The sequence below is a fragment of the Kitasatospora sp. NPDC057965 genome (genome assembly GCF_042887135.1).
GTDB lineage: Bacteria > Actinomycetota > Actinomycetes > Streptomycetales > Streptomycetaceae > Kitasatospora.
In genome coordinates this window covers 207121-226168 of sequence record NZ_JBHVPZ010000010.1, presented here as the reverse complement: position 1 = coordinate 226168, position 19048 = coordinate 207121, and the positions used below count along the sequence as shown (strand labels likewise).

Annotated in this window: 22 protein-coding genes; 9 read left to right on the top strand and 13 right to left on the bottom strand. The window is 75.1% G+C overall.

Annotated features, from left to right (window positions below):
* Positions 1-45 precede the first annotated feature (45 nt).
* Positions 46-1026 carry a sigma-70 family RNA polymerase sigma factor gene (locus tag ACFVVU_RS15810; RefSeq protein ID WP_387790313.1) on the top strand — a complete coding sequence of 327 codons (981 nt, stop codon included), beginning with the start codon at positions 46-48 and terminating at the stop codon, positions 1024-1026.
* Here ACFVVU_RS15810 and ACFVVU_RS15805 read toward each other — a convergent pair.
* Positions 931-1308 (bottom strand): STAS domain-containing protein, encoded by a 378-nt coding sequence (locus ACFVVU_RS15805; protein WP_387790311.1) that lies wholly within the window; start codon positions 1306-1308, stop codon positions 931-933. The genes ACFVVU_RS15810 and ACFVVU_RS15805 overlap by 96 nt on opposite strands.
* A 125-nt stretch (positions 1309-1433) precedes the next feature.
* On the opposite strand from ACFVVU_RS15805, the gene ACFVVU_RS15800 reads away from it, so the two are divergent.
* Together ACFVVU_RS15800 and ACFVVU_RS15795 are read left to right on the top strand one after the other, a co-directional pair.
* A complete protein-coding gene (locus ACFVVU_RS15800) occupies positions 1434-1871 on the top strand; it encodes an SRPBCC domain-containing protein (RefSeq protein ID WP_387790309.1) in 438 nt (145 codons plus the stop codon).
* Positions 1872-1931: 60 nt separating this feature from the next.
* Complete coding sequence (locus ACFVVU_RS15795) at positions 1932-2423, top strand: NUDIX domain-containing protein (protein ID WP_380680824.1); 492 nt, start codon at positions 1932-1934, stop codon at positions 2421-2423.
* Positions 2424-2479: 56 nt separating this feature from the next.
* On the opposite strand, the gene ACFVVU_RS15790 is transcribed toward ACFVVU_RS15795, so the two are convergent.
* The 5 genes from ACFVVU_RS15790 to ACFVVU_RS15770 form a co-directional block, all read right to left on the bottom strand.
* Entirely contained in the window at positions 2480-3238 is a 759-nt protein-coding gene (locus tag ACFVVU_RS15790) for a Clp protease N-terminal domain-containing protein (protein ID WP_380680827.1), read from the bottom strand.
* 67 nt (positions 3239-3305) lie between these two features.
* The gene (locus tag ACFVVU_RS15785) at positions 3306-4010 is read right to left on the bottom strand and encodes a class I SAM-dependent DNA methyltransferase (protein ID WP_387790307.1); all 705 of its coding nucleotides are present in this window, start codon (positions 4008-4010) and stop codon (positions 3306-3308) included.
* 117 nt (positions 4011-4127) lie between these two features.
* Positions 4128-4868, bottom strand: a complete 741-nt coding sequence (locus tag ACFVVU_RS15780) for a tyrosine-protein phosphatase (protein WP_380680833.1) — start codon at positions 4866-4868, stop codon at positions 4128-4130.
* A 111-nt stretch (positions 4869-4979) separates the two neighbouring features.
* Complete coding sequence (locus ACFVVU_RS15775; protein ID WP_387790305.1) at positions 4980-5651, bottom strand: VC0807 family protein; 672 nt, start codon at positions 5649-5651, stop codon at positions 4980-4982.
* A 177-nt stretch (positions 5652-5828) separates the two neighbouring features.
* Positions 5829-6569, bottom strand: coding sequence for a hypothetical protein (locus ACFVVU_RS15770; protein ID WP_387790303.1), 741 nt, complete (start codon positions 6567-6569; stop codon positions 5829-5831).
* A 286-nt stretch (positions 6570-6855) separates the two neighbouring features.
* Between ACFVVU_RS15770 and ACFVVU_RS15765 the strand changes: the two genes are divergently transcribed.
* The 4 genes from ACFVVU_RS15765 (at position 6856) to ACFVVU_RS15750 (ending at position 11425) form a co-directional block, all read left to right on the top strand.
* Positions 6856-7737 carry an RNA polymerase sigma factor gene (locus ACFVVU_RS15765; protein WP_387790351.1) on the top strand — a complete coding sequence of 294 codons (882 nt, stop codon included), beginning with the start codon at positions 6856-6858 and terminating at the stop codon, positions 7735-7737.
* The gene (locus tag ACFVVU_RS15760; RefSeq protein ID WP_387790301.1) at positions 7734-8996 is read left to right on the top strand and encodes a hypothetical protein; all 1263 of its coding nucleotides are present in this window, start codon (positions 7734-7736) and stop codon (positions 8994-8996) included. The genes ACFVVU_RS15765 and ACFVVU_RS15760 overlap by 4 nt, the downstream gene beginning before the upstream one ends.
* A 503-nt stretch (positions 8997-9499) precedes the next feature.
* Entirely contained in the window at positions 9500-11047 is a 1548-nt protein-coding gene (locus ACFVVU_RS15755) for a protein kinase (protein WP_387790300.1), read from the top strand.
* 6 nt (positions 11048-11053) lie between these two features.
* The gene (locus ACFVVU_RS15750) at positions 11054-11425 is read left to right on the top strand and encodes a hypothetical protein (protein WP_387790298.1); all 372 of its coding nucleotides are present in this window, start codon (positions 11054-11056) and stop codon (positions 11423-11425) included.
* Positions 11426-11432: 7 nt separating this feature from the next.
* Here ACFVVU_RS15750 and ACFVVU_RS15745 read toward each other — a convergent pair whose 3' ends face one another.
* The 4 genes from ACFVVU_RS15745 to ACFVVU_RS15730 all read right to left on the bottom strand — a co-directional run bounded on the left by ACFVVU_RS15745 (position 11433) and on the right by ACFVVU_RS15730 (position 15593).
* Positions 11433-12416: an ABC transporter substrate-binding protein gene (locus tag ACFVVU_RS15745; protein ID WP_380684371.1), complete on the bottom strand. Its 984-nt coding sequence runs from the start codon at positions 12414-12416 to the stop codon at positions 11433-11435.
* Between the two features lie 103 nt (positions 12417-12519).
* On the bottom strand, positions 12520-13500 hold the full coding sequence (locus tag ACFVVU_RS15740) for an ABC transporter ATP-binding protein (protein WP_387790296.1): 981 nt from the start codon (positions 13498-13500) through the stop codon (positions 12520-12522).
* A gap of 15 nt (positions 13501-13515) precedes the next feature.
* Positions 13516-14568: a FecCD family ABC transporter permease gene (locus ACFVVU_RS15735; protein WP_380684369.1), complete on the bottom strand. Its 1053-nt coding sequence runs from the start codon at positions 14566-14568 to the stop codon at positions 13516-13518.
* Positions 14565-15593, bottom strand: a complete 1029-nt coding sequence (locus tag ACFVVU_RS15730) for a FecCD family ABC transporter permease (RefSeq protein ID WP_380684368.1) — start codon at positions 15591-15593, stop codon at positions 14565-14567. The genes ACFVVU_RS15735 and ACFVVU_RS15730 overlap by 4 nt, the downstream gene beginning before the upstream one ends.
* A 100-nt stretch (positions 15594-15693) precedes the next feature.
* Here ACFVVU_RS15730 and ACFVVU_RS15725 point away from each other — a divergent pair, with 100 nt between their 5' ends.
* Positions 15694-16323 carry an HAD family hydrolase gene (locus tag ACFVVU_RS15725; RefSeq protein ID WP_387790294.1) on the top strand — a complete coding sequence of 210 codons (630 nt, stop codon included), beginning with the start codon at positions 15694-15696 and terminating at the stop codon, positions 16321-16323.
* On the opposite strand, the gene ACFVVU_RS15720 is transcribed toward ACFVVU_RS15725, so the two are convergent.
* Positions 16320-16556 (bottom strand): hypothetical protein, encoded by a 237-nt coding sequence (locus ACFVVU_RS15720; RefSeq protein ID WP_380684366.1) that lies wholly within the window; start codon positions 16554-16556, stop codon positions 16320-16322. The genes ACFVVU_RS15725 and ACFVVU_RS15720 overlap by 4 nt on opposite strands.
* 469 nt (positions 16557-17025) lie before the next feature.
* Here ACFVVU_RS15720 and ACFVVU_RS15715 point away from each other — a divergent pair, with 469 nt between their 5' ends.
* The gene (locus ACFVVU_RS15715; RefSeq protein ID WP_350541364.1) at positions 17026-17409 is read left to right on the top strand and encodes a cold-shock protein; all 384 of its coding nucleotides are present in this window, start codon (positions 17026-17028) and stop codon (positions 17407-17409) included.
* Positions 17410-17427: 18 nt separating this feature from the next.
* Here ACFVVU_RS15715 and ACFVVU_RS15710 read toward each other — a convergent pair whose 3' ends face one another.
* On the bottom strand, positions 17428-18273 hold the full coding sequence (locus ACFVVU_RS15710) for a 1,4-dihydroxy-6-naphthoate synthase (protein WP_387790292.1): 846 nt from the start codon (positions 18271-18273) through the stop codon (positions 17428-17430).
* Entirely contained in the window at positions 18266-19039 is a 774-nt protein-coding gene (locus ACFVVU_RS15705; RefSeq protein ID WP_387790290.1) for a futalosine hydrolase, read from the bottom strand. The genes ACFVVU_RS15710 and ACFVVU_RS15705 overlap by 8 nt, the downstream gene beginning before the upstream one ends.
* Positions 19040-19048 lie beyond the last annotated feature (9 nt).

Sequence of the window (19048 nt, the reverse complement as noted above, 5' to 3'; positions counted from 1 at the left end):
CCTTTCCTGCCGATCGAGGACAGCAGGTGAGCGGGGGCACGGGCGATGGCCGAGCTGATGACGGAGGAGCCGGTCGAGCTCCAGCTGGAGCGGTACCGGACGGAACTGACCGGGTACTGCTACCGCATGCTCGGCTCGGTCTTCGAGGCCGAGGACGCGGTGCAGGACACCATGGTCCGCGCCTGGCGCGGGTACCGGGGCTTCGAGGGTCGTGCGGCGCTGCGCTCCTGGCTCTACCGGATCGCCACCAATGTTTGTTTGGACGCGCTGAACGGCCGCAACGCCCGGGCCCGGCCGATGGACCTGGCGGGCCCCTCCACGGTGGCCACCGCGACCGACGCCCAGCTGCCCGAGGTCACCTGGATCGGCCCGGCGCCGGACGGCCGGGTGCTGCCCGAGAGCGGTGATCCGGCGGAGGTGGCCGCGCAGCGCGAGTCGGTGCGGCTGGCCTTCGTCGCCGCGCTCCAGCGACTGGCGCCCCGGCAGCGGGCGGTGCTGATCCTGCGCGAGGTGCTCGGCTGGCGGGCCAACGAGGTCGCCGAACTGCTCGGCGTCACCGTCGCCTCGGTGAACAGCGCGCTCCAGCGGGCCCGGGCGGCGCTGGCCGCCGACCCGGCTTCCGCCCGGCCGGCCCCGGCGCTGGACGAGGACCACCGGGCCCTGCTGGACCGGTACGTCGCGGCCTTCGAGGCGTACGACATGGACGGCCTGGCGGCACTGCTGCACGAGGACGTCACGCTGAACATGCCGCCGTTCGCGCTCTGGCTGACCGGGCACGCGGACCTCAGGGAGTGGATGCTCGGGCCGGGCCACGGCTGCCGGGGCTCTCGGCTGGTCGCGGCGCGGGCCAACGGCAGTCCGGCGTTCGGCCAGTACCGGCCGAGCCCGGACGGCGGGCACGAGCCGTGGGCGCTGATCGTGCTGGAGGTGTCAGCGGGCCGGATCACCGGGCTCACCAACTTCCTCGACACCGACGTGCTGTTCCCGTTCTTCGGCCTGCCGCCGCGGCTGGCGGCCGGGGAGTAGCGCCGCGGCGTCCTCCTCGACCAGGAGGACACCGGCCAGCCCGCTGAACGCGAGCAGTTCGCGCAGCGGGCCGCCGGTGTTGAGCAGGACGAGTCGCACGCCGTGCCGGGCGGTGGCCAGCCGCAGCCGGGCCAGGGCGTCGACGACGGCCAGGTCGGGGGCGGTCAGGGCGCCCAGGTCGCAGCTCAGCAACCGGTCGGCGGACGCCTTCGCTTCGGTCTTCGGTTCGGTCTTCGGTTCGGTCTCCACGGAGATCAGACCGGTGCGGCGGACCGGCCTCATCGGCCACCGGAGAAGATTTCCGAAAAACTTCGCCGAAGAGCGATGAGTTTCCGATGTGCCTCCGGTCTACCCCTGTGAAAGCGCGGCACCGAGCGGCGCTCCTCCGACCCGAAGGAACCACCACCATGACCGAGAACCTCGGCACCCTGTCCATCGTCCGTGAGCTGCGGGCCACCCCGGCCGAGGTCTTCCGGGCGTACGTCGAGCCCGCGCAGTTCGTCCGCTTCTGGGGCCCGGTCGGCACCCACGTCCCGCTGGACACCGTGACCATCGAGCCGGAGGTCGGCGGACGCTTCGACAGCACGATGGTGATCGAGGCGACCGGCGACCGCTACCCGTTGCGCGCCCGGTTCACCGCGATCCGCGAGGACGAGATGCTGGAGTTCTTCGAGGAGGGCGTCGGCCTCACCGGCCGGATCACCCTGAGCGACCTCGGCGACGGCCGCACCCGGGTGCTCATGGAGCAGGAGAACGTCCCGGCGATGTTCCTGGGCCCGGAGGCGGAGGCCGGCCACAACTCCAGCTTCGACCGCCTGGTCGAGCACATGGCCGCCCGGAGCTGACCGTTCCGCCGGCTGGCAGAGTGGGGCGCGTCGTTTCCCCGCACCCCAGGAGGCCCAGCCGTGCCGGTCGAGCCGTTGAAGTCCCGTGAAGAGTGGTTGGCCTCGCTGCCGCGGATCTACGCGGCGGCGGGGTGCGTCCTGCGGGACGCCTCCGGGCGGATCCTGCTGGTCAAGGCGGGCTACCGGGAGCACTGGCAGTTCCCGGGCGGGACGATCGACCTGGGGGAGGGGCCCGCGGAGTGCGCGGCCCGGGAGCTGCTGGAGGAGACCGGCATCGTCCGGGAGGCCGGGGAGCTGCTGGCCATCTCCTGGACCCACCCGTCGGACGAACTCGACCACCCGGCCGAGCACTTCCTCTTCGACTTCGGCGCCGTCCCGGACGGTACCCCTGTGACCGTCCCGGACGGCGAACTCGACGACCACCGCTGGGTCGAGGACGAGGAAGCGCTCGAACTGCTGGGCCCGGCGCGGTCGTTGCGGCTGCGCGCGGCCCTGGCGGCGCAGTCGGACGGGCGGGTCCGGATCGTCACCACCCATGTGTCGGGCTTCTGAGCGACCGACGGAGTCCCGGAGCCGCGCCCGTCCCGCGCGGCCCCGGAACGGTCCGGTCAGGCCTGGCCCTCGTCGTCGTCCGCGGTCGACGCGACGAAGGCGGCGAGGAGTTCGCCGATGAGGCGCTCGACCTCCGCCTTCTCGACGCCGAGGTCGTTCAGCACCCCGGCGCCGTTCTCCAGCTCCAGCAGGGCGAGCAGGATGTGCTCGGTGCCCACGTAGTTGTGACCGAGCTTCAGCGCCTCCCGGAAGGTCAGCTCCAGCGCCTTCTTGCCCCGGGCGTCGTACGGGATGAGCGCCGGCACCTCGGCGTCCGGGGCCGGCAGCACGGCGGTGGCGGCCGTGCGCAGCGCCTGGGGGGTGACGCCCTGGGTGGCGAGCACCCGCACGCCCAGGCCGTCGGGCTCGACGAGCAGGCCGAGCAGCAGGTGCTCGGCGCCGATCTCGGCGTTGCCGGCCTGACGGGCCTCCTCCTGCGAGGCCATCACGACGTGCCGGGCCCGGTCGGTGAACCGGCCGAAGCCCTGGCTCGGGTCGAGGTCGTTGGGGGTGGCCGGGTCCTTGGGGACGAAGCGCTTCTGGGCGGCCTGCTTGCTGACGCCCATGCTGCGGCCGATGTCGGTCCAGGAGGCGCCGGAGCGGCGGGCCTGGTCGACGAAGTGGCCGATGAGGTGGTCGGCGAGCTCGCCGAGGTGGTCGGCGGCGATGACGGCGTCGGAGAGCTGGTCGAGCGCGTCGGCGTGGAGCTTCTTGATCGCGTCGATCAGATCGTCGAGGCGCAGCTGAGTGGTCTTGGGAACGATCGGATTCTCCATAGCGTCAACCTTAGGTTGTCGATCCCAGATCGTCAACCATCGGTTGACGCCGAAGTGGCCGGCCTCCCTACCGCTTCTCCCAGACGTAGGCCGCCGAGACCGGGTGGCTGCGGTACTTCTCCCACTTCGGCTTGAGCGCGATCCACCCCTCGTCCACCACCGCCTCCCGCATCTCGACCAGCGTCCAGCCCGCCGCCAGGCCGGCCGTGAGGTGGTCGGAGACCAGGTGGACGTGGGTGGTGATGGCGACGTCCGAGCCGTCCGCGCCGGTGAAGTGGGTCGGCATGCCGGCCGCCATGATGAAGGACGGGTGCAGCCCGACCAGGACGCAGCGCCCGCCCGGGCGGGCCAGCCGGAAGGCCTCGCGGTAGTAGGGGCCGAGGTCGGCCAGGTGCTCGTCGATCAGTGAGGAGATCACCAGGTCGTAGCCGCCGGCGGGGAGTCCGGTGGCGGCGACGTCCCCCTCGGTGAGGGTGTCGTGGGCGCCGCGCTCCTCGGCGCGGGCCAGCATCTCGGGCGTGAGGTCCACGCCGTCCAGTGCCAGGCCCTCGGCGGCCCGGCCGCGCAGCCAGGCGCCGGTCCGGCCGGTGCCGCAGCCGAGGTCGGCGGCCCGGCGCACCTCCGGCCAGGCGGGCAGGGCGAGCCGGTCGAGGACGGCGAGGTCCATCGCGTCCTCGACGGTCTGCTCGTAGGTGTCGACCCACCCGGCGTAGCCCGTCCGGACGTCCACGGTGGGGTAGTTGCGGGTGTCGAAGTCGGAGAAGTCCACCATGCCCGGAAGTATTGAGCGCTCACCGGGCCGACCGCGAACGATTATCGGAGCGCCGGAATGAACCCTCCGGGGCGGGAGGTCGGACCGATCGGCCTCCCACTCCCGGGTGGCGGTCCGTCAGGAGGGCAGCAGGCGGCGGCGGACGGCGGCGAGGTCGGCGGGGGTGACGCCGGCGGACAGCAGGTAGGGGGTGGGCGCGAAGTCGGCGAGGGTGGCGGTGACGGCGGCTTCCGCGGTGGTGCCGGCCTCGGTGAGGACGGCGTCGATGCGGCGGTACTGGTCGGGGAGGCCGAGCATGCCGTAGAGGGGGCGGACGTTGGGGGCGCTCTGGAGGTAGTCCGTGACGATCTCGGCGGGGGTGACGTCCGCGAGGGCGAGCAGCAGGAGGGCGGCCAGGCCGGTGCGGTCGCGGCCGGCGCCGCAGTGCACGACCAGGCCGCCGGGGCGGGCGCCGGCGATGGTGGTGATCAGTTCGGCGGCGGCGTGCGGGCAGTGGTCGAGGTAGGGGCGCAGGGCCAGCGGGGTGCCGTCGAGGTGGCCGTAGCTCTTCCACCAGGCGGGGCCGGCGAGTTCGTCCAGCGGGACGCGGATCAGCTCGACGCCCTCGGGCAGCGGCAGGAGCGGCTTGTACTCCGTGATGTCGCGCAGGTCGACGACGGTGCGCACACCGTGGTCGAGGACGGCGTCCCAGCCCTCGGCGGTGAGCCGGTCCAGGTTGTCGGCGCGGACGATCGCGCCGCGGGTGGTGCGGGCGCCGGTGGTGGTGCGCAGTCCGCCCAGGTCGCGGACGTTGAGGCAGCCGTCCCAGACCAGGGTGCGGTCCTCGGTGGTGGTGGGTTGCGCATCGGCCCGGCTCATCGGTTCCCCGTTTCCTCGACGAGGGGGTCCCGTTACCCCCTCGTGATGTGTGGACTTCCGGTGGAGCCGGATGGTTCCTGGGATGTTCGGATGATCAGTGGGGTGGGGTGATCAGGCGGCGGCCTCGGTGCGGACCAGCTTCACCATCGGCTCGGCGGCGGTCCGGCCGAGCACCGAGCCGGCGGCCAGCCCGGCGACCAGCAGGACGGTGGACAGCCACGCCATGGTGGCCACCGGCAGCGTGAAGGCGCCGACCACCCGGGCCGCGCACTCGGCGAGCAGCGCGCCGCCCCAGATGGCGGAGAACAGCCGCTCGTGGCGACGGAAGGAGCGCGAGCCCGCCGCGAGCCGGTCCCAGGCGGCCTCGCGGGCCGGGTCGCCCTTGGTGAGGAAGGGGCGCAGCGCGGCGGACATCAGCGGACGGGCGGTCGGCGCGGAGGCCAGGATCGCCAGCGCCATGAAGCCGCTGAGCACCGAATCCTTGGCGAGCATCAGCCGGGCGTCGCCGCTGACCGCCGTGAGTGCCAGGCCGACCAGGTTCACGCCGAGCATCAGGGCGGCGAAGCGGTTGAGCGTGCGCTCCCCGACCAGGCCGAGCACGGTGCGGGCGACCGGGAAGGCGCTGCTCCAGGCGAGGGCGGCGAACTCGCTCAGGCCGAGGCCGGAGTGGAGGAGGTAGAAGCCGGCGAGCGGGCCGGCGATGTCGACGGCGAGCGGGCGGAGGGCCTTGCCGAGAGGGTGGGGAGCGGTGCCGGCGGTGGCGGTGGCGGCGATCTGGCTCATGGTGGGTTCCTCCCCGGACTGGCTGCTCGGTCGGCGGGCCGCTGCCCGCTCCGTCGTGCCTCCAGTCTTCCGAGCGGGCCGCCCGCCCAGCAGTGCCGTGCGTTGCCGGATCCGCATGACAGTTGTCACGGCGCGCACCGTGACAGTGCCGTTGAGCAGGGTGAACGCCGTGCGGCGTCAGGGGTGGCCGAAGTCCCAGAGCGGCCGGCCGAGGGTGTCCACGCAGCGCACCACGGCGAAGAGCCGGTCCCCGGCCGCCTCGTCCGAGGCCGCCTCGTTCCCGGCCGACTCGTCCTCGGCGGAGAGGAACCCGTGGGCGACGCCGCGCAGCACCGTGCGGGCGGCCGCGTCCGCCCTGGTCCAGGCGCCGGTGAGGACGAGCGCTCCGTCGACCAGCTCGGCGCGCTGGACGCGGGCCACCGGGACGGCCAGCAGCGCGGTGTTGACCTGTTCCAGCTCGGCGGCCGAGAGGTAGGTCTCGCCGGTGGCGGCGCCGCGCTCCCGTTCGGCCCGGCGGCGCAGCTCGGGCAGCCCGTAGTGTCGGACGGCGGCCACCGAGTCGTCCAGGGTGACCCGCCAGCGCGGTCCGGGCAGCACCTCCCACCAGACGTCCTCGCCGACCGGCAGCAGTTCGCCGATCCGGGCGCGCCAGGACTCGATGCCGTAGACGGCGCGCGGGTCCGGGCGCGGGCCGGGGAGGGCGGCGGCGGTCCAGTCGGCGCGGTGGACCAGGCTCAGGTCGAAGGTGTAGCGCAGCCGGCCGTCGGCGCGCTGCTCGACCAGGCCGAGCAGCGCCCAGTGGGTCGGGTCGGGGAGGCTGAAGGTCCGCCGCCAGCCGGTGAGGCCCAGGAGGCGGAGGGCGGGCGCGAGGTGGTCGCGCAGGCCGCGCTCGAAGAGCTCGTGGGCGGCGGAGGTCATGGCGTTCCTGGGGGTGTGGGGGAGCGGCCGGCGATGCCCGGGGCGCGAGGAAGGGGGAGGGCGCGAGGGCGGCGGCGCAGCGGCCGGAAATGAATCGTTCACCTACAACGTAGGTGACATGGCGATTCCAATGCCGCAGACGAAGGCCAGATGGTCTCGGGACCTTCGACCCGAAGGTCCCGAGGGGGCCTGTTTGCGGCCTGTGCCGTGACGCCCGGGCGATCGGCGCGTCGACGGGCGACGGTCGGGACCCGCCGGAACGGCCCGTTCGCCCGCATGGCGGATGATGTGGCGGGTGCAGAGTGCAGAACGCCCCGGAGCGGGCACCGACAGCCCCGTCGGCCGGTCCGGACCGGTCCCGACGTCAGGCCCGCCACCCGGTCCGCCCACGGGCGCGGCCACCACCCCCGTCGAGCTGACCGAGGCCGTCCGGGCCGCGCAGGGCGGGGACGAGGAGGCCTTCCGGCTGCTGTTCCGGAGTGTCCAGCCGGGTCTGCTCCGCTACCTGCGGGTCTTGGTCGGGGGCCGGCCCGAGGACGCCCAGGACGCCGAGGACATCGCCTCCGAGACCTGGCTGCAGATCGCCCGCGACCTCGGCTCGTTCACCGGCGACGGTGACGGCTTCCGCGGCTGGGCGGCGACCGTCGCGCGGCACCGGGCGCTGGACCACCTGCGGGCCCGCCGCCGCCGGCCGGTCGCCGACCTGCCCTTCGAGTACCTGGCCGAACTGGCCGGCGGGGACGACACGGCGGGCGCGGCGCTGGCCGCCGTCGGCACCTCGGACGCGCTGGCGCTGATCTCCCGGCTGCCCCGGGACCAGGCCGAGGCGGTGCTGCTGCGGGTGGTGATGGAACTGGACGCGGAGAGCGCCGCCCAGGTGCTCGGCAAGCGCTCCGGCACCGTCCGGATGGCCGCGCACCGGGGACTGAAGCGGCTCGCCAAGCTGCTGGAACAGTCGTTTCCGGCGGGCGCGGGCGCGGGCGCGGGCGCGGGCGGACCGGGGATCCCGGCGGCGCGGCCGGGCCGGGACGGGGATCCGGCCGGCGGTCCGGCCGGGGGGCCGACCGGCGGCGGGGCGGTCCGGAAGGGACTGGGGAGGACCGCGAAAAAAAATTCTCCGCAGGGTGTGACAGAACGCCGGGCCGCGACGCTGAAGGACATGAGATGAGCACCAACCGATCCCGCCGGATCGACCGTGACACCGCCGAGCGACTGCTCGCCGGTGCCGTGGGCGGCCCGTCGGCCGGGCGGGACGCCTCGCTCACCGGCCCGGACGGCACCACCGGGCACACGGGGACCCTCCCGCCCGAGCACGGGCCGGAAGAACGGGTCACCCGGGTGCTCGCCGCCGCCGCGGCGCCGGCGACGCGGGGCGAACTGGCCGGGGAGGAAGCGGCCCTGGCCGCGTTCCGGGAGGCCCGTCTCGCGCCCGCACCCGCAGTACCCGCCGCACCCGCACCCGTCCGGAGACGTTCGATGGCAACCGCCGCGCTGACGAGGGCCTTCAGTACGAAGGCCGCCGTCGTCATGCTCGGCGCCACGGCGCTCGGCGGAGTCGCGGTCGCGGCCGGAACGGGCAACTTCCCCTCGGCCCTGGGCGGAGGGTCGGACGAGCCGCGGCACGCGGTCGCCCCGGTGACCTCCACCGCGACGACCGCGACGGCCACGGCGGGGGCGCGCTCCGCCGCTCCGTCGGCCGAGCCGTTCACCGCCGCCGCGGCCGGTGGAACCTCCGGCGCCCCCTCGGACGGCTCCTCGTCCGGCCCCTCGGGCGGTCCGGCCACCGCCGCTCCGTCCACCCCGGCGAACCGGCCGTCGACGCCGCAGCCGTCCACCGCCACGCCGGGGGACGGGCGCGGTCCGTCGAACCCGGCGGCCCACGCGGCGCTCTGCAAGGCGTTCTCCGACCGGGCGGGCAAGGGCGAGCGCCCGCGCACGACGGTCGGCGATCCGCAGTTCGGCGGGCTGGTCGCGGCTGCCGGCGGGCCGGACAAGGTGGAGGAGTACTGCGCCCGACTGCTCGCCGCCGTGGGTGGCGACGACCAGCAGGGCGGTCCGGCACCGTCCCGGTCCGGCGCCGCGGCCTCCGGGAACGGTGGGGGCGGCAACGGCCAGGGCTCGAACGGCCAGGGGAGCAACGGCCAGGGTTCGAACGGCCAGGGGACCAACGGTCAGGGCTCCAACGGTCAGGGCTCCAACGGCCAGGGGACCAACGGTCAGGGCTCCAACGGTCAGGGCTCCGGCAACAGTTCGGGTTCCGGCGCGAACGGCGGTGGCAACGGCAACGGCAACGGCAACGCGGCCCGGCCGTCGAAGGCCGCCACCGCAGGGCCCACACCACCCGCGGCGACCACGGCGGCCCCGCCGGGGCAGCCGAGGACCGACCGCCCGGACCGGCCCGACGTCACCTCGGACAACACGAGGTGACCCACGATCTCCGGATGGGCGGCGAGCGACTCCCCCCGGGCCCGTCGCCCATCCGGAACGCTCCACCCCGCACCACCGCAGTAGCCGCACCACCGCAGTGACCGCAGGACCGCACCACCGCAGTACCCCGCTCCACCCGAGGACTCCGGGTGGTCGGCCGGCCCCCCGTGCCGGCCGTCCACCCGGCCGGCCCCGGCCGGGACGGCAGGCGCACCCCGGAACGCGCCCGCCGGCCCGGCCGGACCGGAACCCGCCGGCCCGCCCGCCCGCAGTCAGGGCGGGCCGGCACCCCGCCCGACCAGTCCGACCCGCACCGACCGTGACCGTCGTCCCGTACGACCCATGAGCCGGCGGTCGGGGATCCGCTGCCCGGTTCCCCGGCCGCCCACCCCTCCCGGGCAGGCCGCCGCCGCCCTGGGCCGGTCGTCGCCGGGGGCTATCGTGCACAGGTGCACGAGGCGGTCCGGGACCCCGGGCGGGGCCTCTGAGGGGAGCGGTTCCAGGTGATCGGACGCGCGCTGAACGGGCGCTACGAACTCGTCGAGATACTCGGCGTCGGCGGCATGGCCACGGTCTGGCGCGGAGTGGACCACGTGCTGGGCCGTCAGGTGGCCGTCAAGGTCCTCAACGGGGGCCTCGCCGACGATCCGCGGTTCGCCGAGCGGTTCGGCCGAGAGGCGCAGCACGCCGCGATGCTGGTCCACCCGAGGATCGTCATGGTCTTCGACTCCGGGGTCGACCAGGGCTCGCCGTACATCGTGATGGAGCTGGTGCACGGCCGCTCACTGGCCGCGCTGCTGGCGCAGCGGCCGGTCCTGCCGGTCGAGCAGGCGGTCGGGATCGCGGCCGCGGTCTGCGAAGGGCTGGCCCACGCGCACGCGGCGGGCCTGGTGCACCGGGACATCAAGCCCGGCAACATCATGATCACCGACGACGGTGGGGTGAAGGTCGTCGACTTCGGCATCGCCCGGGCGGGCTCCTCGCACAACCTCACCCAGACCGCCTCGGTGCTCGGCACGGCCGCCTACCTGTCGCCCGAGCAGGCCACCGCGAGTCCACTGGACGGCCGCACCGACCTCTACGCGGTGGGCTGCGTGCTGACCGAAATGCTCACCGGCGCGCCGCCGTTCGCCGCCGAGACGCCGGTGGCGATCGCCTACAAGCACGTCGGCGAGCAACCGCTGCCGCCCTCGGCCCGGCGTCCCGGCCTGCCGCCCGCACTGGACGCGGCGGTGCTGCGGCTGCTCGCCAAGCACCCGGCCGGCCGCCCGGCGGACGCCCTCGCGGCGCGGGCCGAACTGCTGGCCTGCGTCCCGGGGTCGGTGCCCGCCGACCCGACCACCGAACTGCTCGCCGCCGCTCCGCTGCCGCCCGCCCACCTCGCCGCTCCCGGGCCGGACCAGCAGCACACCACCCTGCTGCCGCCCCAGCCGGCGCCGCCGGCCCCCACCTCGGTGATGGCGCCGATCCCGGCGGCCCCGGCGCCGATGCCGGAGCCCGAGCGGGACAGCCGCCGCAAGCCGATCGTGCTCGGCGCCCTCGGCCTGGCCGGTGTCGCCGGCGCCGCGGTGCTCGCGCTCACCGCCTTCGACGACCCGGCCAGCCCCGCCGCCGCGCCGTCCGCCCGTCCCACCGCGAGCGCCCCCGCCGCCCCGCCGTCCACTCCCGCCCCGACCCCGACCCCCACGCCCACACCGACCGCCACCACCCCGTCGGCGCGGCCGACCCCGACGGCCCCCGCCACCACCCCGGCCCCGCACGACCCGGCGCCGCTGGTCCAGATCAACGCCCTGCGGCAGAGCATCGCGCAGACCCAGGTGGAGAAGGAGCGCGCCCGTCAGATCGACCTGCTGCGCACCCTCGACGAGGCCACCGCCCGTCTCAACGAGGGCCGGCCCGACGACGCCGCCGCCCGGTTGAAGGGCGCCCAGCGGACCGTCCGCGACCTCGCCAAGAAGCACGCCATCGATGGCCCGACGTACCAGAACTGGAACTCCGCCCTCTCCTCGCTGATCACCTCCCTCAACGCCGTCGCCGACCAGGAGGACTGACCCGCCATGAGCACGCACCACGAGCTCTTCGTCGAGCGCGCCGACGGCGTCTCCGACGAACAGCTGGTCGCGGACGTCGAGGCCGCCTGCGGCGTGCCCCTGCTCCCGAGCGGGAACGAATTCGACGACTGGTACGCGGGGTTCGAGCACACGAAGGTCCGGCTGGCGTTCTCCCACGACTTCGAGGAGGACAAGGGCATCCCCTTCGAGCGCTACGACTCCTGCCTCGACGTGAAGGACCTCGACGGCGATCTGGTCCGCCAGGAGGCCACGGCCCGCCGCTGCTACGACGCCCTCGCCGCCACCGGCCGCTACCGGCTCGCCCTGGTGCTCGACCTCCAGCGTCTGATCCTGGCGACGGATCTGCCGCGCGGCTGAGCCCGGGTCAGGCGCCGAGGAAGCGCTGGAGCTGCTGGAGCACGTAGTTGGCACCGGTGTAGCCGATGCCCTGGAACCACAGCTGGTCGTCGACGGGGAAGGCGCGGTGCGCCCTGACCGCCTCCAGGGACTGCCAGGCGGGGCTCGCCAGGGTGGCGTTGAGGCCGTTGCGGTCCGGGTCGCCGTAGTCGGCGTAGAGGAGCAGGTCGCCGTCGGCCCTGGCGAGCTGGTCGGGCGGGAGCTCGATGTCGGACTGGTCGGTGTTCTGGGCGTCCGGGCGGCCGAGGCCGGCGTCGGTGAGCACGGACCCGGGGAAGTTCTGCTTGCCGAAGAGCCGGATCCCGCCGCCCTCGACGAAGCGGAGCAGGCTGACCTTCCGGCCGCCCGCCTTGGCGTTCGCCAGCGCCGTCACCACCTGGTTGACGTGCCGCTGGTAGGAGGTCGCGAAGGCCGTCGCCGCGGCCTGGCGGCTCAGCGCCTGGGCGTGGGTCTGGACGTTGGCCTTCCAGGGCGCGCCGGTGGTCTGGGTGAGCACGGTCGGGGCGATCGCCCGCAGCTCGTCGTACCGGTCGCCGTCGCGGGCCTGGTTGGACAGGATGAGGTCGGGCCGCAGGGCGCGGACCGCGGCGAGGTCCGGGGAGCCGGCCGGGCCGACGTAGGCGGTCCGGGCGAGCCGGGAGGCGGGCCAGTAGTCGGGGAAGCCCCCGTCCGCCGCGGGCCGGGCCGCGCCGACCGGGGTGATGCCGAGGGTGAGCGCGGAGTCCAGTTCGGCGGTGTCCAGGGTGACCACCCGCATCGGCGCGCCGGGCACGGTGACCGGTCCGGTGGCGGTGGCCACGGTGACGTCCGGCAGCGGGGTGGGGGAGGGGGTCTCGCCGGCCGCGAGCCCGGGCGGCGAGGGCGCGGTGCGGTGCGTGGTGCAGCCGGTGAGCGCGGCGCCGCCGAGCCCGCCGAGCGCGGTCAGCAGAGTGCGGCGGGTGAGCGGGGACATCGGCACCTCGGACGACGGGGGCGGGCGGGCACGGCGCGTCGATTATGTCCGAATTGGTGCGTCATGGGTGCATAAAACGTCGCTACGCGTCGGCCCCGGCCCGCTACGCGTCCGCCCCGGCCCGTTGTACCGGCGCCCCGGCCGTCCACGGCGCGCCCGGCACCACCAGCGGCGTCCCGGTCACCGGATCCGGCACCACCACCGACTCCAGCCCGAACACCTCGCGCACCAGCTCCGCCGTCACCACCTCGGCCGGCGGGCCCTGTGCGACGATCCGCCCCTCGCGCATCGCCACCAGGTGGTCCGCGTACCGGGCGGCCTGGTTGAGGTCGTGCAGCACCGCGACGATCGTCCGCCCGCGCTCCACGTTCAGCCGCCGCACCAGGTCCAGCACCTCCACCTGGTGCGCGATGTCCAGGAAGGTGGTCGGCTCGTCGAGCAGCAGGATGTCGGTGCCCTGGGCGAGCGCCATGGCGATCCACACCCGCTGCCGCTGCCCGCCGGACAGCTCGTCCACCCCGCGCTCGGCCAGCTCGGCCGTCGAGGTGCGCTCCAGCGCCTCCGCGACCGCCTCCTCGTCCTGCGCCGACCACTGCTGCCACCAGCTCTGGTGCGGCTGGCGGCCGCGCGCCACCAGGTCGGCCACCGCGATGCCCTCGGGGGCGCTCGGCGACTGCGGCAGCAGCCCGATCCGCCGGGCGATCTGCTTGGTCGGGACGCGCGCCAGCTCCTCGCCGTCCAGCAGCACCGCGCCGCGGGCCGGCTTCAGCAGCCGGCCCAGCGCGCGCAGCAGGGTGGACTTGCCACAGGCGTTCGGCCCGACGATCACCGTGACCTTGCCGTCCGGGATCCGCAGCGAGAGCTTCTCGGCGACGGTTCGTGCCTCGTAGGCGAGGGTCAGCTCGCGGGCCTCCAGGCGGTGGGCGGACACCCGGTCGACGGCCCCGGCGGACTCGGCGGGCTCGGTGTCGACGGCGGGCTCGGTGTCGACGGCGGGCTCGGTGTCGACGGCGGGCTCGGTGTCGACGGCGGGCTCGGTGTCGACGGCGGGCTCGGTGTCGACGGACTCGGCGTCGGCGGGCATCGGGACCTCCACGACTCAGGAACCTCCACGGCGGGAGCGGATCAGTAGCCACATCAGGTACGGCGCGCCGACCAGCCCGGTCACCACGCCGACCGGCAGCTCGGTGGGCGCCAGCAGCCGACGGGCCAGCAGGTCGGCCAGCACCACCACCAGTGCCCCGGTGAGCGCCGAGCAGAACAGCGGGATCTGTGCCGAGCGGGCCAGCCGCACGGCGATCTGCGGGGCCATCAGCGCGACGAAGTCCACCGGACCGGCCGCCCCGGCCGCGCAGGAGGCGAGCACCACGCCGAGCAGTGCCATGCCCAGCCGGATCCGGTTCAGCCGCAGCCCGAGGCCGACGGCAGTGGCGTCGTCGAAGGAGATCGAGCGCTGCGCCCGCGCCGCCCACAGCGCCACCGGCACGGAGGCCAGCAGCACCCAGGCGAGCCAGCCGGCCTGGTCGTAGCCGGAGCCGTTCAGGCTGCCGGTCATCCACACCTTGGCGGCCTGCGCCTGGAAGCCGTCGCCCTTGGTGAGGAACACCGAGGTCAGCGAGGAGAGCGCGACGGAGATGCCGATGCCGATCAGGACGAAGCGCTGGGCGTGCAGTCCGCGCCGCCAGGCCAGCAGGTAGACCAGTACGCCCGCCGCCAGCCCTCCCGCGACGGCGGCGTAGGGCACCTGGCCGGTGGAGCCGACCACGCCGTACGCCAGCAGGCCGACCACGGTGGCGGTGGCGCCCCAGGAGACGCCGACCACGTCCGGGCTGGCCAGCGGATTGCGGGCGACGGTCTGGATCAGCGCGCCGGCCAGCCCGAGCGCGGTGCCCACCAGCAGGCCGACCACCACCCGGGGCAGCCGGAACTCGCCGACCACCAGCTCGTGCGGGCTCGGCTGCCCGAACACCACCTTCAGCACCTCGCCGGGCGCCACCGTGGACTCGCCCAGGCAGAGCGAGGCGACGACGGTGGCGGCCAGTGCCACCAGCAGGCCGAGCGCCGCGTACGCCGAGCGCCGGTGCAGCAGGAAGGAGGCGCTCCGGGCGCGCACCACGGTGTAGCCGCGCAGCGGAACCGTCGGGGCCGTCATGCCGCCACCACCTTCCGCCGCCGGACCAGCGTGACCAGCACCGGCACACCGACCAGCGCGGTCATCACCCCGGCGGGCACCTCGGAGGGCGGGAACAGCACCCGGCCGAGCGTGTCGGCGAGCAGCAGCAGCGCCGGGCCGAGCACGGCGGAGAGCGTGAGCACCCAGCGGTGGTCGGCGCCGGCCACCGCGCGGGCGGCGTGCGGCACGGCCAGGCCGACAAAGGCGACCGGTCCGGCCGCGGCGACCGCGGAGCCGGTCAGCACGGTGGCGCCGAGCGCGCCGACGGCCCGCACCAGCCCGGTCTTCGCGCCGAGCCCCTTGGCGGTGTCGTCGCCGAGCGCCAGCGCGTCCAGGCCGCGCGCCACCGCGAACACCAGCACCGTGCCGACGGCCAGGAACGGCAGCAGCTGCCAGGCGACGTCCGCGGTGCGGCCGGAGAGCGAGCCGACGTGCCAGAACCGGAACTGGTCCATCGCGGCCGCGTCGGTGGTGAGCACCAGGGTGTTGAGCGAGGCGATGAACGCGGACACCGCCGAGCCGGCCAGCGCCAGCTTGACCGGCGTCGCCCCGCCCCGGCCGCGTCCGGCCAGCCCGTAGACCACCACGGTGGCGATCACCGCGCCGGCGAAGCCGAACCAGACGTACCCGGTGAGCGTGGAGATCCCGAACGCGGAGATCGCCAGCACCACGCCGGCCGCCGCGCCCTGGCTGACGCCGAGGATGCCGGGGTCGGCGATCGGGTTGCGGGTGATGCCCTGCATGACGGTGCCGGCCAGGCCGAGCGCCGCGCCGACCGCGAGGCCGACGACGGTGCGCGGCACCCGCAGCTCGCGGATCACGACGGCGTTGGTGGTGTCCCCGCCGTGCAGCAGGGCGTCGACGGTGTCGCCGAACGGGATGTTCCGGCTGCCGACCGCCAGGCTCAGCAGCACCGCGGCGGCCAGCACGGCCAGCGCGGCGGCGAGCCACAGGATGCGGCGGCGCAGCAGGCGGGCTCTGCCGGGCGCGGTGGTGTCGGTCATGGCTCTCTCTCGCAGATAGCTGAGGCAAACCTAAGTTCCCCGCCGAAGCCGGGGCAAATCGTTCCTTCGGTCCGGCCCGGCCGTTGGATAGCCTGGCGGTATGCCTGTGACCTCGGACGCCCCGCTCACCGTCGGCTTCGACCTCGACATGACGCTGCTGGACACCCGGCCCGGCATCCGCGCCACCTACCTGGCGCTGTCGGCCGAGACCGGGACCGCCATCGACGCCGACCTGGCGGTCACCCGGCTCGGGCCGCCGCTTCTCCACGAGCTGCGCAACTGGTTCCCGGAGGCGCGGCTGGAGGAGGTCGCGGACCGCTACCGCACGCTGTACCGGGACCACGCGTTCGCGCCGACGGTCGCGCTGCCCGGCGCGCACGCCGCCCTGGACGCGGTCCGCGCGCACGGCGGCCGGGTCACGGTGGTCACCGGCAAGTACGAGCCGAACGCCCGGCTCCACCTGGAGCACGCGGGTCTGCGGGCGGACGCGGTGGCCGGCGACCTCTGGGCGGAGACCAAGGGCGAGGCGCTGCGCGAGCACGGCGCCACCGTCTATGTCGGCGACCACCTGGGTGACATCCGGGGCGCCCGGCACGCGGACGCCCTCGCGGTGGCGGTGGCCACCGGCCCGTACGGCGTCGAGGAGCTGCGGGCGGCGGGCGCGGACGTGGTGCTGCCCGACCTCACCGCCTTCCCGGCCTGGCTGGCCGGGCACCTGGCCGCGGCCTAGGCGTTCGCGCGGGCCCGGCGGCGCTGGGAGCGCGCGGAGAGCAGCAGGCCGGTGAGGGCGAGCAGGAAGCCCAGCGGCATCAGCATGCTCAGCCAGTACGCGGCCGTGGGCAGCGGCGTCAGGTGCAGGAACAGCGGGACGAAGGTGACGAGCGTGGCGAGCGCGCCGAGCCCGAAGACGATCGTCCCGGCCTTGACGCAGGCGTCGCCGCGGTCGGTGCTCTGGCTGCTCACGGGTCTGCTCCTCTGCGGCCGGGACGGCGGGTTCGGCTGCCGTCCCAGTCTCGCAGAGGCCGCCGGCGGCCGTTCCCGCGCGGCCGCCACGAGGGCGGGCGGTCCCGTCACGTTGCGCAGTTTTCCGGGCGCTGGGAGTTTTGATCCCTGCTGGGCGGGGGTATGCAGGCTGTGCCGAGGGGTGCGATCAGTGCGCCCCGTTCTCTCCGACCGGGGGTGCGAGCCTGTGGACAGCGCCGAGCCGCGCCCCGGCCGTGCCGGTTCCGGGCCGCCCGTGGCCGCCGGACTTCCGGACGGATCTTGTGCGGAACGCGGATGAGACAGTGACGGACCGTTAGTCTGCTCCTCACAGCGTGCTGACCGTGCGCGCCCCCGCGGCGTGTCCCCCCGGGCCGGCCCGCTCTTCCACCACCCAGTGATCCCCGGCCAGGGCCGGGATCCCTCACACCCACATCGAGGACTGTTCGAGATGCCCACCGGCCAGGTCAAGTGGTTCAACGAGACGAAGGGCTTCGGCTTCCTGTCGCGCGACGACGGCGGCGACGTCTTCGTCCACACCAAGGCGCTGCCCGCCGGGATCACGTCGCTGAAGCCGGGCCAGCGGGTCGAGTTCGGCGTGGTCGCGGGGCACCGCGGCGACCAGGCGATGCAGGTCCAGCTGCTGGACGCGCTGCCGTCGGTGGCCGCCGCCCAGCGCAAGAGCCCGGACGACATGGCGGCGCTCGTCCAGGACCTCATCACGATGATGGACGCCGTCCTGCCGGGTCTGCAGCACGGCCGCTACCCGGCCAAGCCGGCCGGGCAGAAGCTCGCCGTGCTGCTGCGCGGGGTGGCCGACCAGTTCGACGTGTAGGGGCCCGCGCGGCGGGGCTCAGAAGTCCAGCGCACCCGGGCCGAGCGGCGGCACCAGTCCCTCCGCGGCGGCCCGGGTGAGCAGCGCGCGCACGGCCGCGTGCCCCTCCTCGCCGAGGTCCGCGGTGAACTCGTTGACGTACAGCGCGATGTGCCGGGCCGCGACGTCCGGGTCCATCTCCTGGGCGTGCTCCAGCACGTACCTGCGGCTGGCCTCCGGGTCGTCCCAGGCCTGCCGGACGGAGCCGCGGATGGCCTCGGTGAGCGCCCGCAGCCGCTCCGCGCCCAGCGAGCGCCGGGCGATGATCGCGCCCAGCGGGATCGGCAGGCCGGTCTCCTGCTCCCAGGCCTCGCCCATGTCGGCGAGGCAGCGCAGGCCGTAGTCCCGGTAGGTGAAGCGGGCCTCGTGGATGACCAGACCGGCGTCCACCCGGCCGTCCCGGACGGCGGGCATGATCTCGTGGAACGGCAGCACCACGACCTCGCCCAGGCCGCCGGGCACCGCCCGCGCCGCCCAGAGCCGGAACAGCAGGTAGGCGGTGGACCGCTCGGAGGGGACGGCCACCGTCCTGCCGCTCAGGTCGTCGCCGCTCTCCGGGCGGGTCAGCACCAGCGGGCCGCAGCCGCGTCCGAGCGCGCCGCCGCAGGGCAGCAGGGTGTACTCGTCCAGCACCCAGGGCAGGGCGGCGTAGCTGACCTTGAGGACGTCCAGCTCGCCGCGCTCGGCCAGGCCGTTGGTGACGTCGATGTCGGCGAAGGTGACCTCGGGGGACTCCGCGCCCGGGACCAGGCCGTGCGACCAGGCGTGGAAGACGAAGGTGTCGTTCGGGCAGGGCGAGTACGCGATGCTCAGCCGTTCAGCCACGGCCGGCCTCCTTCACTAGCGCGGGGTGGGGCAGGACGGCGAACGCGCGCTCCAGCGCGGCCAGCGCCTCGCCGATCCGCCACGCGGACCGGTCGCGCGGGCCGACGGCGTTGGAGACGGTCCGCAGCTCGAACGACGGCACGCCGTGCCGGGCGGCGGCCTCGGCGACGCCGAAGCCCTCCATCGCCTCGGCCACCGCGTCGGGATGGCGGGCGGTCAGGGCGGCGGCGCGCGCCGCGCTGCCGGTCACCGTCGAGACGGTCAGCACCGTCCCGGCGACCGCGCCCGGGACCTCGGCGGCCAGGGTTTCGACGGCCAGCGCCACGGCGGCCGGCGGCGGGGTGTGCCGGACGGTCCCGAAGCCCAGCTCGGTGACGTCGGCGAAGCCCTCGGGGGTCTCGGCGCCCAGGTCGGCGGCGACGATGCCGGTGGCGACCACGGTGGTGCCGATCGGCGCCCGGGGGGCGAAACCGCCGGCGATCCCGGCCGAGAGCACCAGGTCGTAGCGGGCGGCGGTGAGCGCGGTGGCGGTGGCGGCCGCGGCGGCGCCCGGGCCGACCCCGCCGGCCAGCACGTCCACCGTCACGCCCGAGGGGTGCGCGACCCGGTCCAGCGCCCCGCCCGGCAGCGCCACCCGCTCCGCGGGGGCCCCGGCGGCGGCGCCCAGGCCGCGCAGCACGGCGTCGGCCTCGGCCGGCACCGCGACGACGACGAGCAGCCGGGCCCGCGCGGGGTCCGACTGCTCGTCGGGAAGTCGTACCGTCACCGGACGACC

Bases quoted from the DNA above. Each gene is read 5' to 3' on its own strand.
- ACFVVU_RS15810 (WP_387790313.1), top strand. From the start codon at position 46: ATGGCCGAGCTGATGACGGAGGAGCCGGTCGAGCTCCAGCTGGAGCGG.
- ACFVVU_RS15760 (WP_387790301.1), top strand. From the start codon at position 7,734: ATGAGCACCAACCGATCCCGCCGGATCGACCGTGACACCGCCGAGCGA.
- ACFVVU_RS15780 (WP_380680833.1), bottom strand. From the start codon at position 4,868: ATGAGCCGGGCCGATGCGCAACCCACCACCACCGAGGACCGCACCCTG.
- ACFVVU_RS15770 (WP_387790303.1), bottom strand. From the start codon at position 6,569: ATGACCTCCGCCGCCCACGAGCTCTTCGAGCGCGGCCTGCGCGACCAC.
- ACFVVU_RS15805 (WP_387790311.1), bottom strand. From the start codon at position 1,308: ATGAGGCCGGTCCGCCGCACCGGTCTGATCTCCGTGGAGACCGAACCG.
- ACFVVU_RS15785 (WP_387790307.1), bottom strand. From the start codon at position 4,010: ATGGTGGACTTCTCCGACTTCGACACCCGCAACTACCCCACCGTGGAC.
- ACFVVU_RS15800 (WP_387790309.1), top strand. From the start codon at position 1,434: ATGACCGAGAACCTCGGCACCCTGTCCATCGTCCGTGAGCTGCGGGCC.
- ACFVVU_RS15715 (WP_350541364.1), top strand. From the start codon at position 17,026: ATGCCCACCGGCCAGGTCAAGTGGTTCAACGAGACGAAGGGCTTCGGC.
- ACFVVU_RS15735 (WP_380684369.1), bottom strand. From the start codon at position 14,568: ATGACGGCCCCGACGGTTCCGCTGCGCGGCTACACCGTGGTGCGCGCC.
- ACFVVU_RS15765 (WP_387790351.1), top strand. From the start codon at position 6,856: ATGTGGCGGGTGCAGAGTGCAGAACGCCCCGGAGCGGGCACCGACAGC.
- ACFVVU_RS15790 (WP_380680827.1), bottom strand. From the start codon at position 3,238: ATGGAGAATCCGATCGTTCCCAAGACCACTCAGCTGCGCCTCGACGAT.
- ACFVVU_RS15725 (WP_387790294.1), top strand. From the start codon at position 15,694: ATGCCTGTGACCTCGGACGCCCCGCTCACCGTCGGCTTCGACCTCGAC.
- ACFVVU_RS15730 (WP_380684368.1), bottom strand. From the start codon at position 15,593: ATGACCGACACCACCGCGCCCGGCAGAGCCCGCCTGCTGCGCCGCCGC.
- ACFVVU_RS15740 (WP_387790296.1), bottom strand. From the start codon at position 13,500: ATGCCCGCCGACGCCGAGTCCGTCGACACCGAGCCCGCCGTCGACACC.
- ACFVVU_RS15745 (WP_380684371.1), bottom strand. From the start codon at position 12,416: ATGTCCCCGCTCACCCGCCGCACTCTGCTGACCGCGCTCGGCGGGCTC.
- ACFVVU_RS15775 (WP_387790305.1), bottom strand. From the start codon at position 5,651: ATGAGCCAGATCGCCGCCACCGCCACCGCCGGCACCGCTCCCCACCCT.
- ACFVVU_RS15750 (WP_387790298.1), top strand. From the start codon at position 11,054: ATGAGCACGCACCACGAGCTCTTCGTCGAGCGCGCCGACGGCGTCTCC.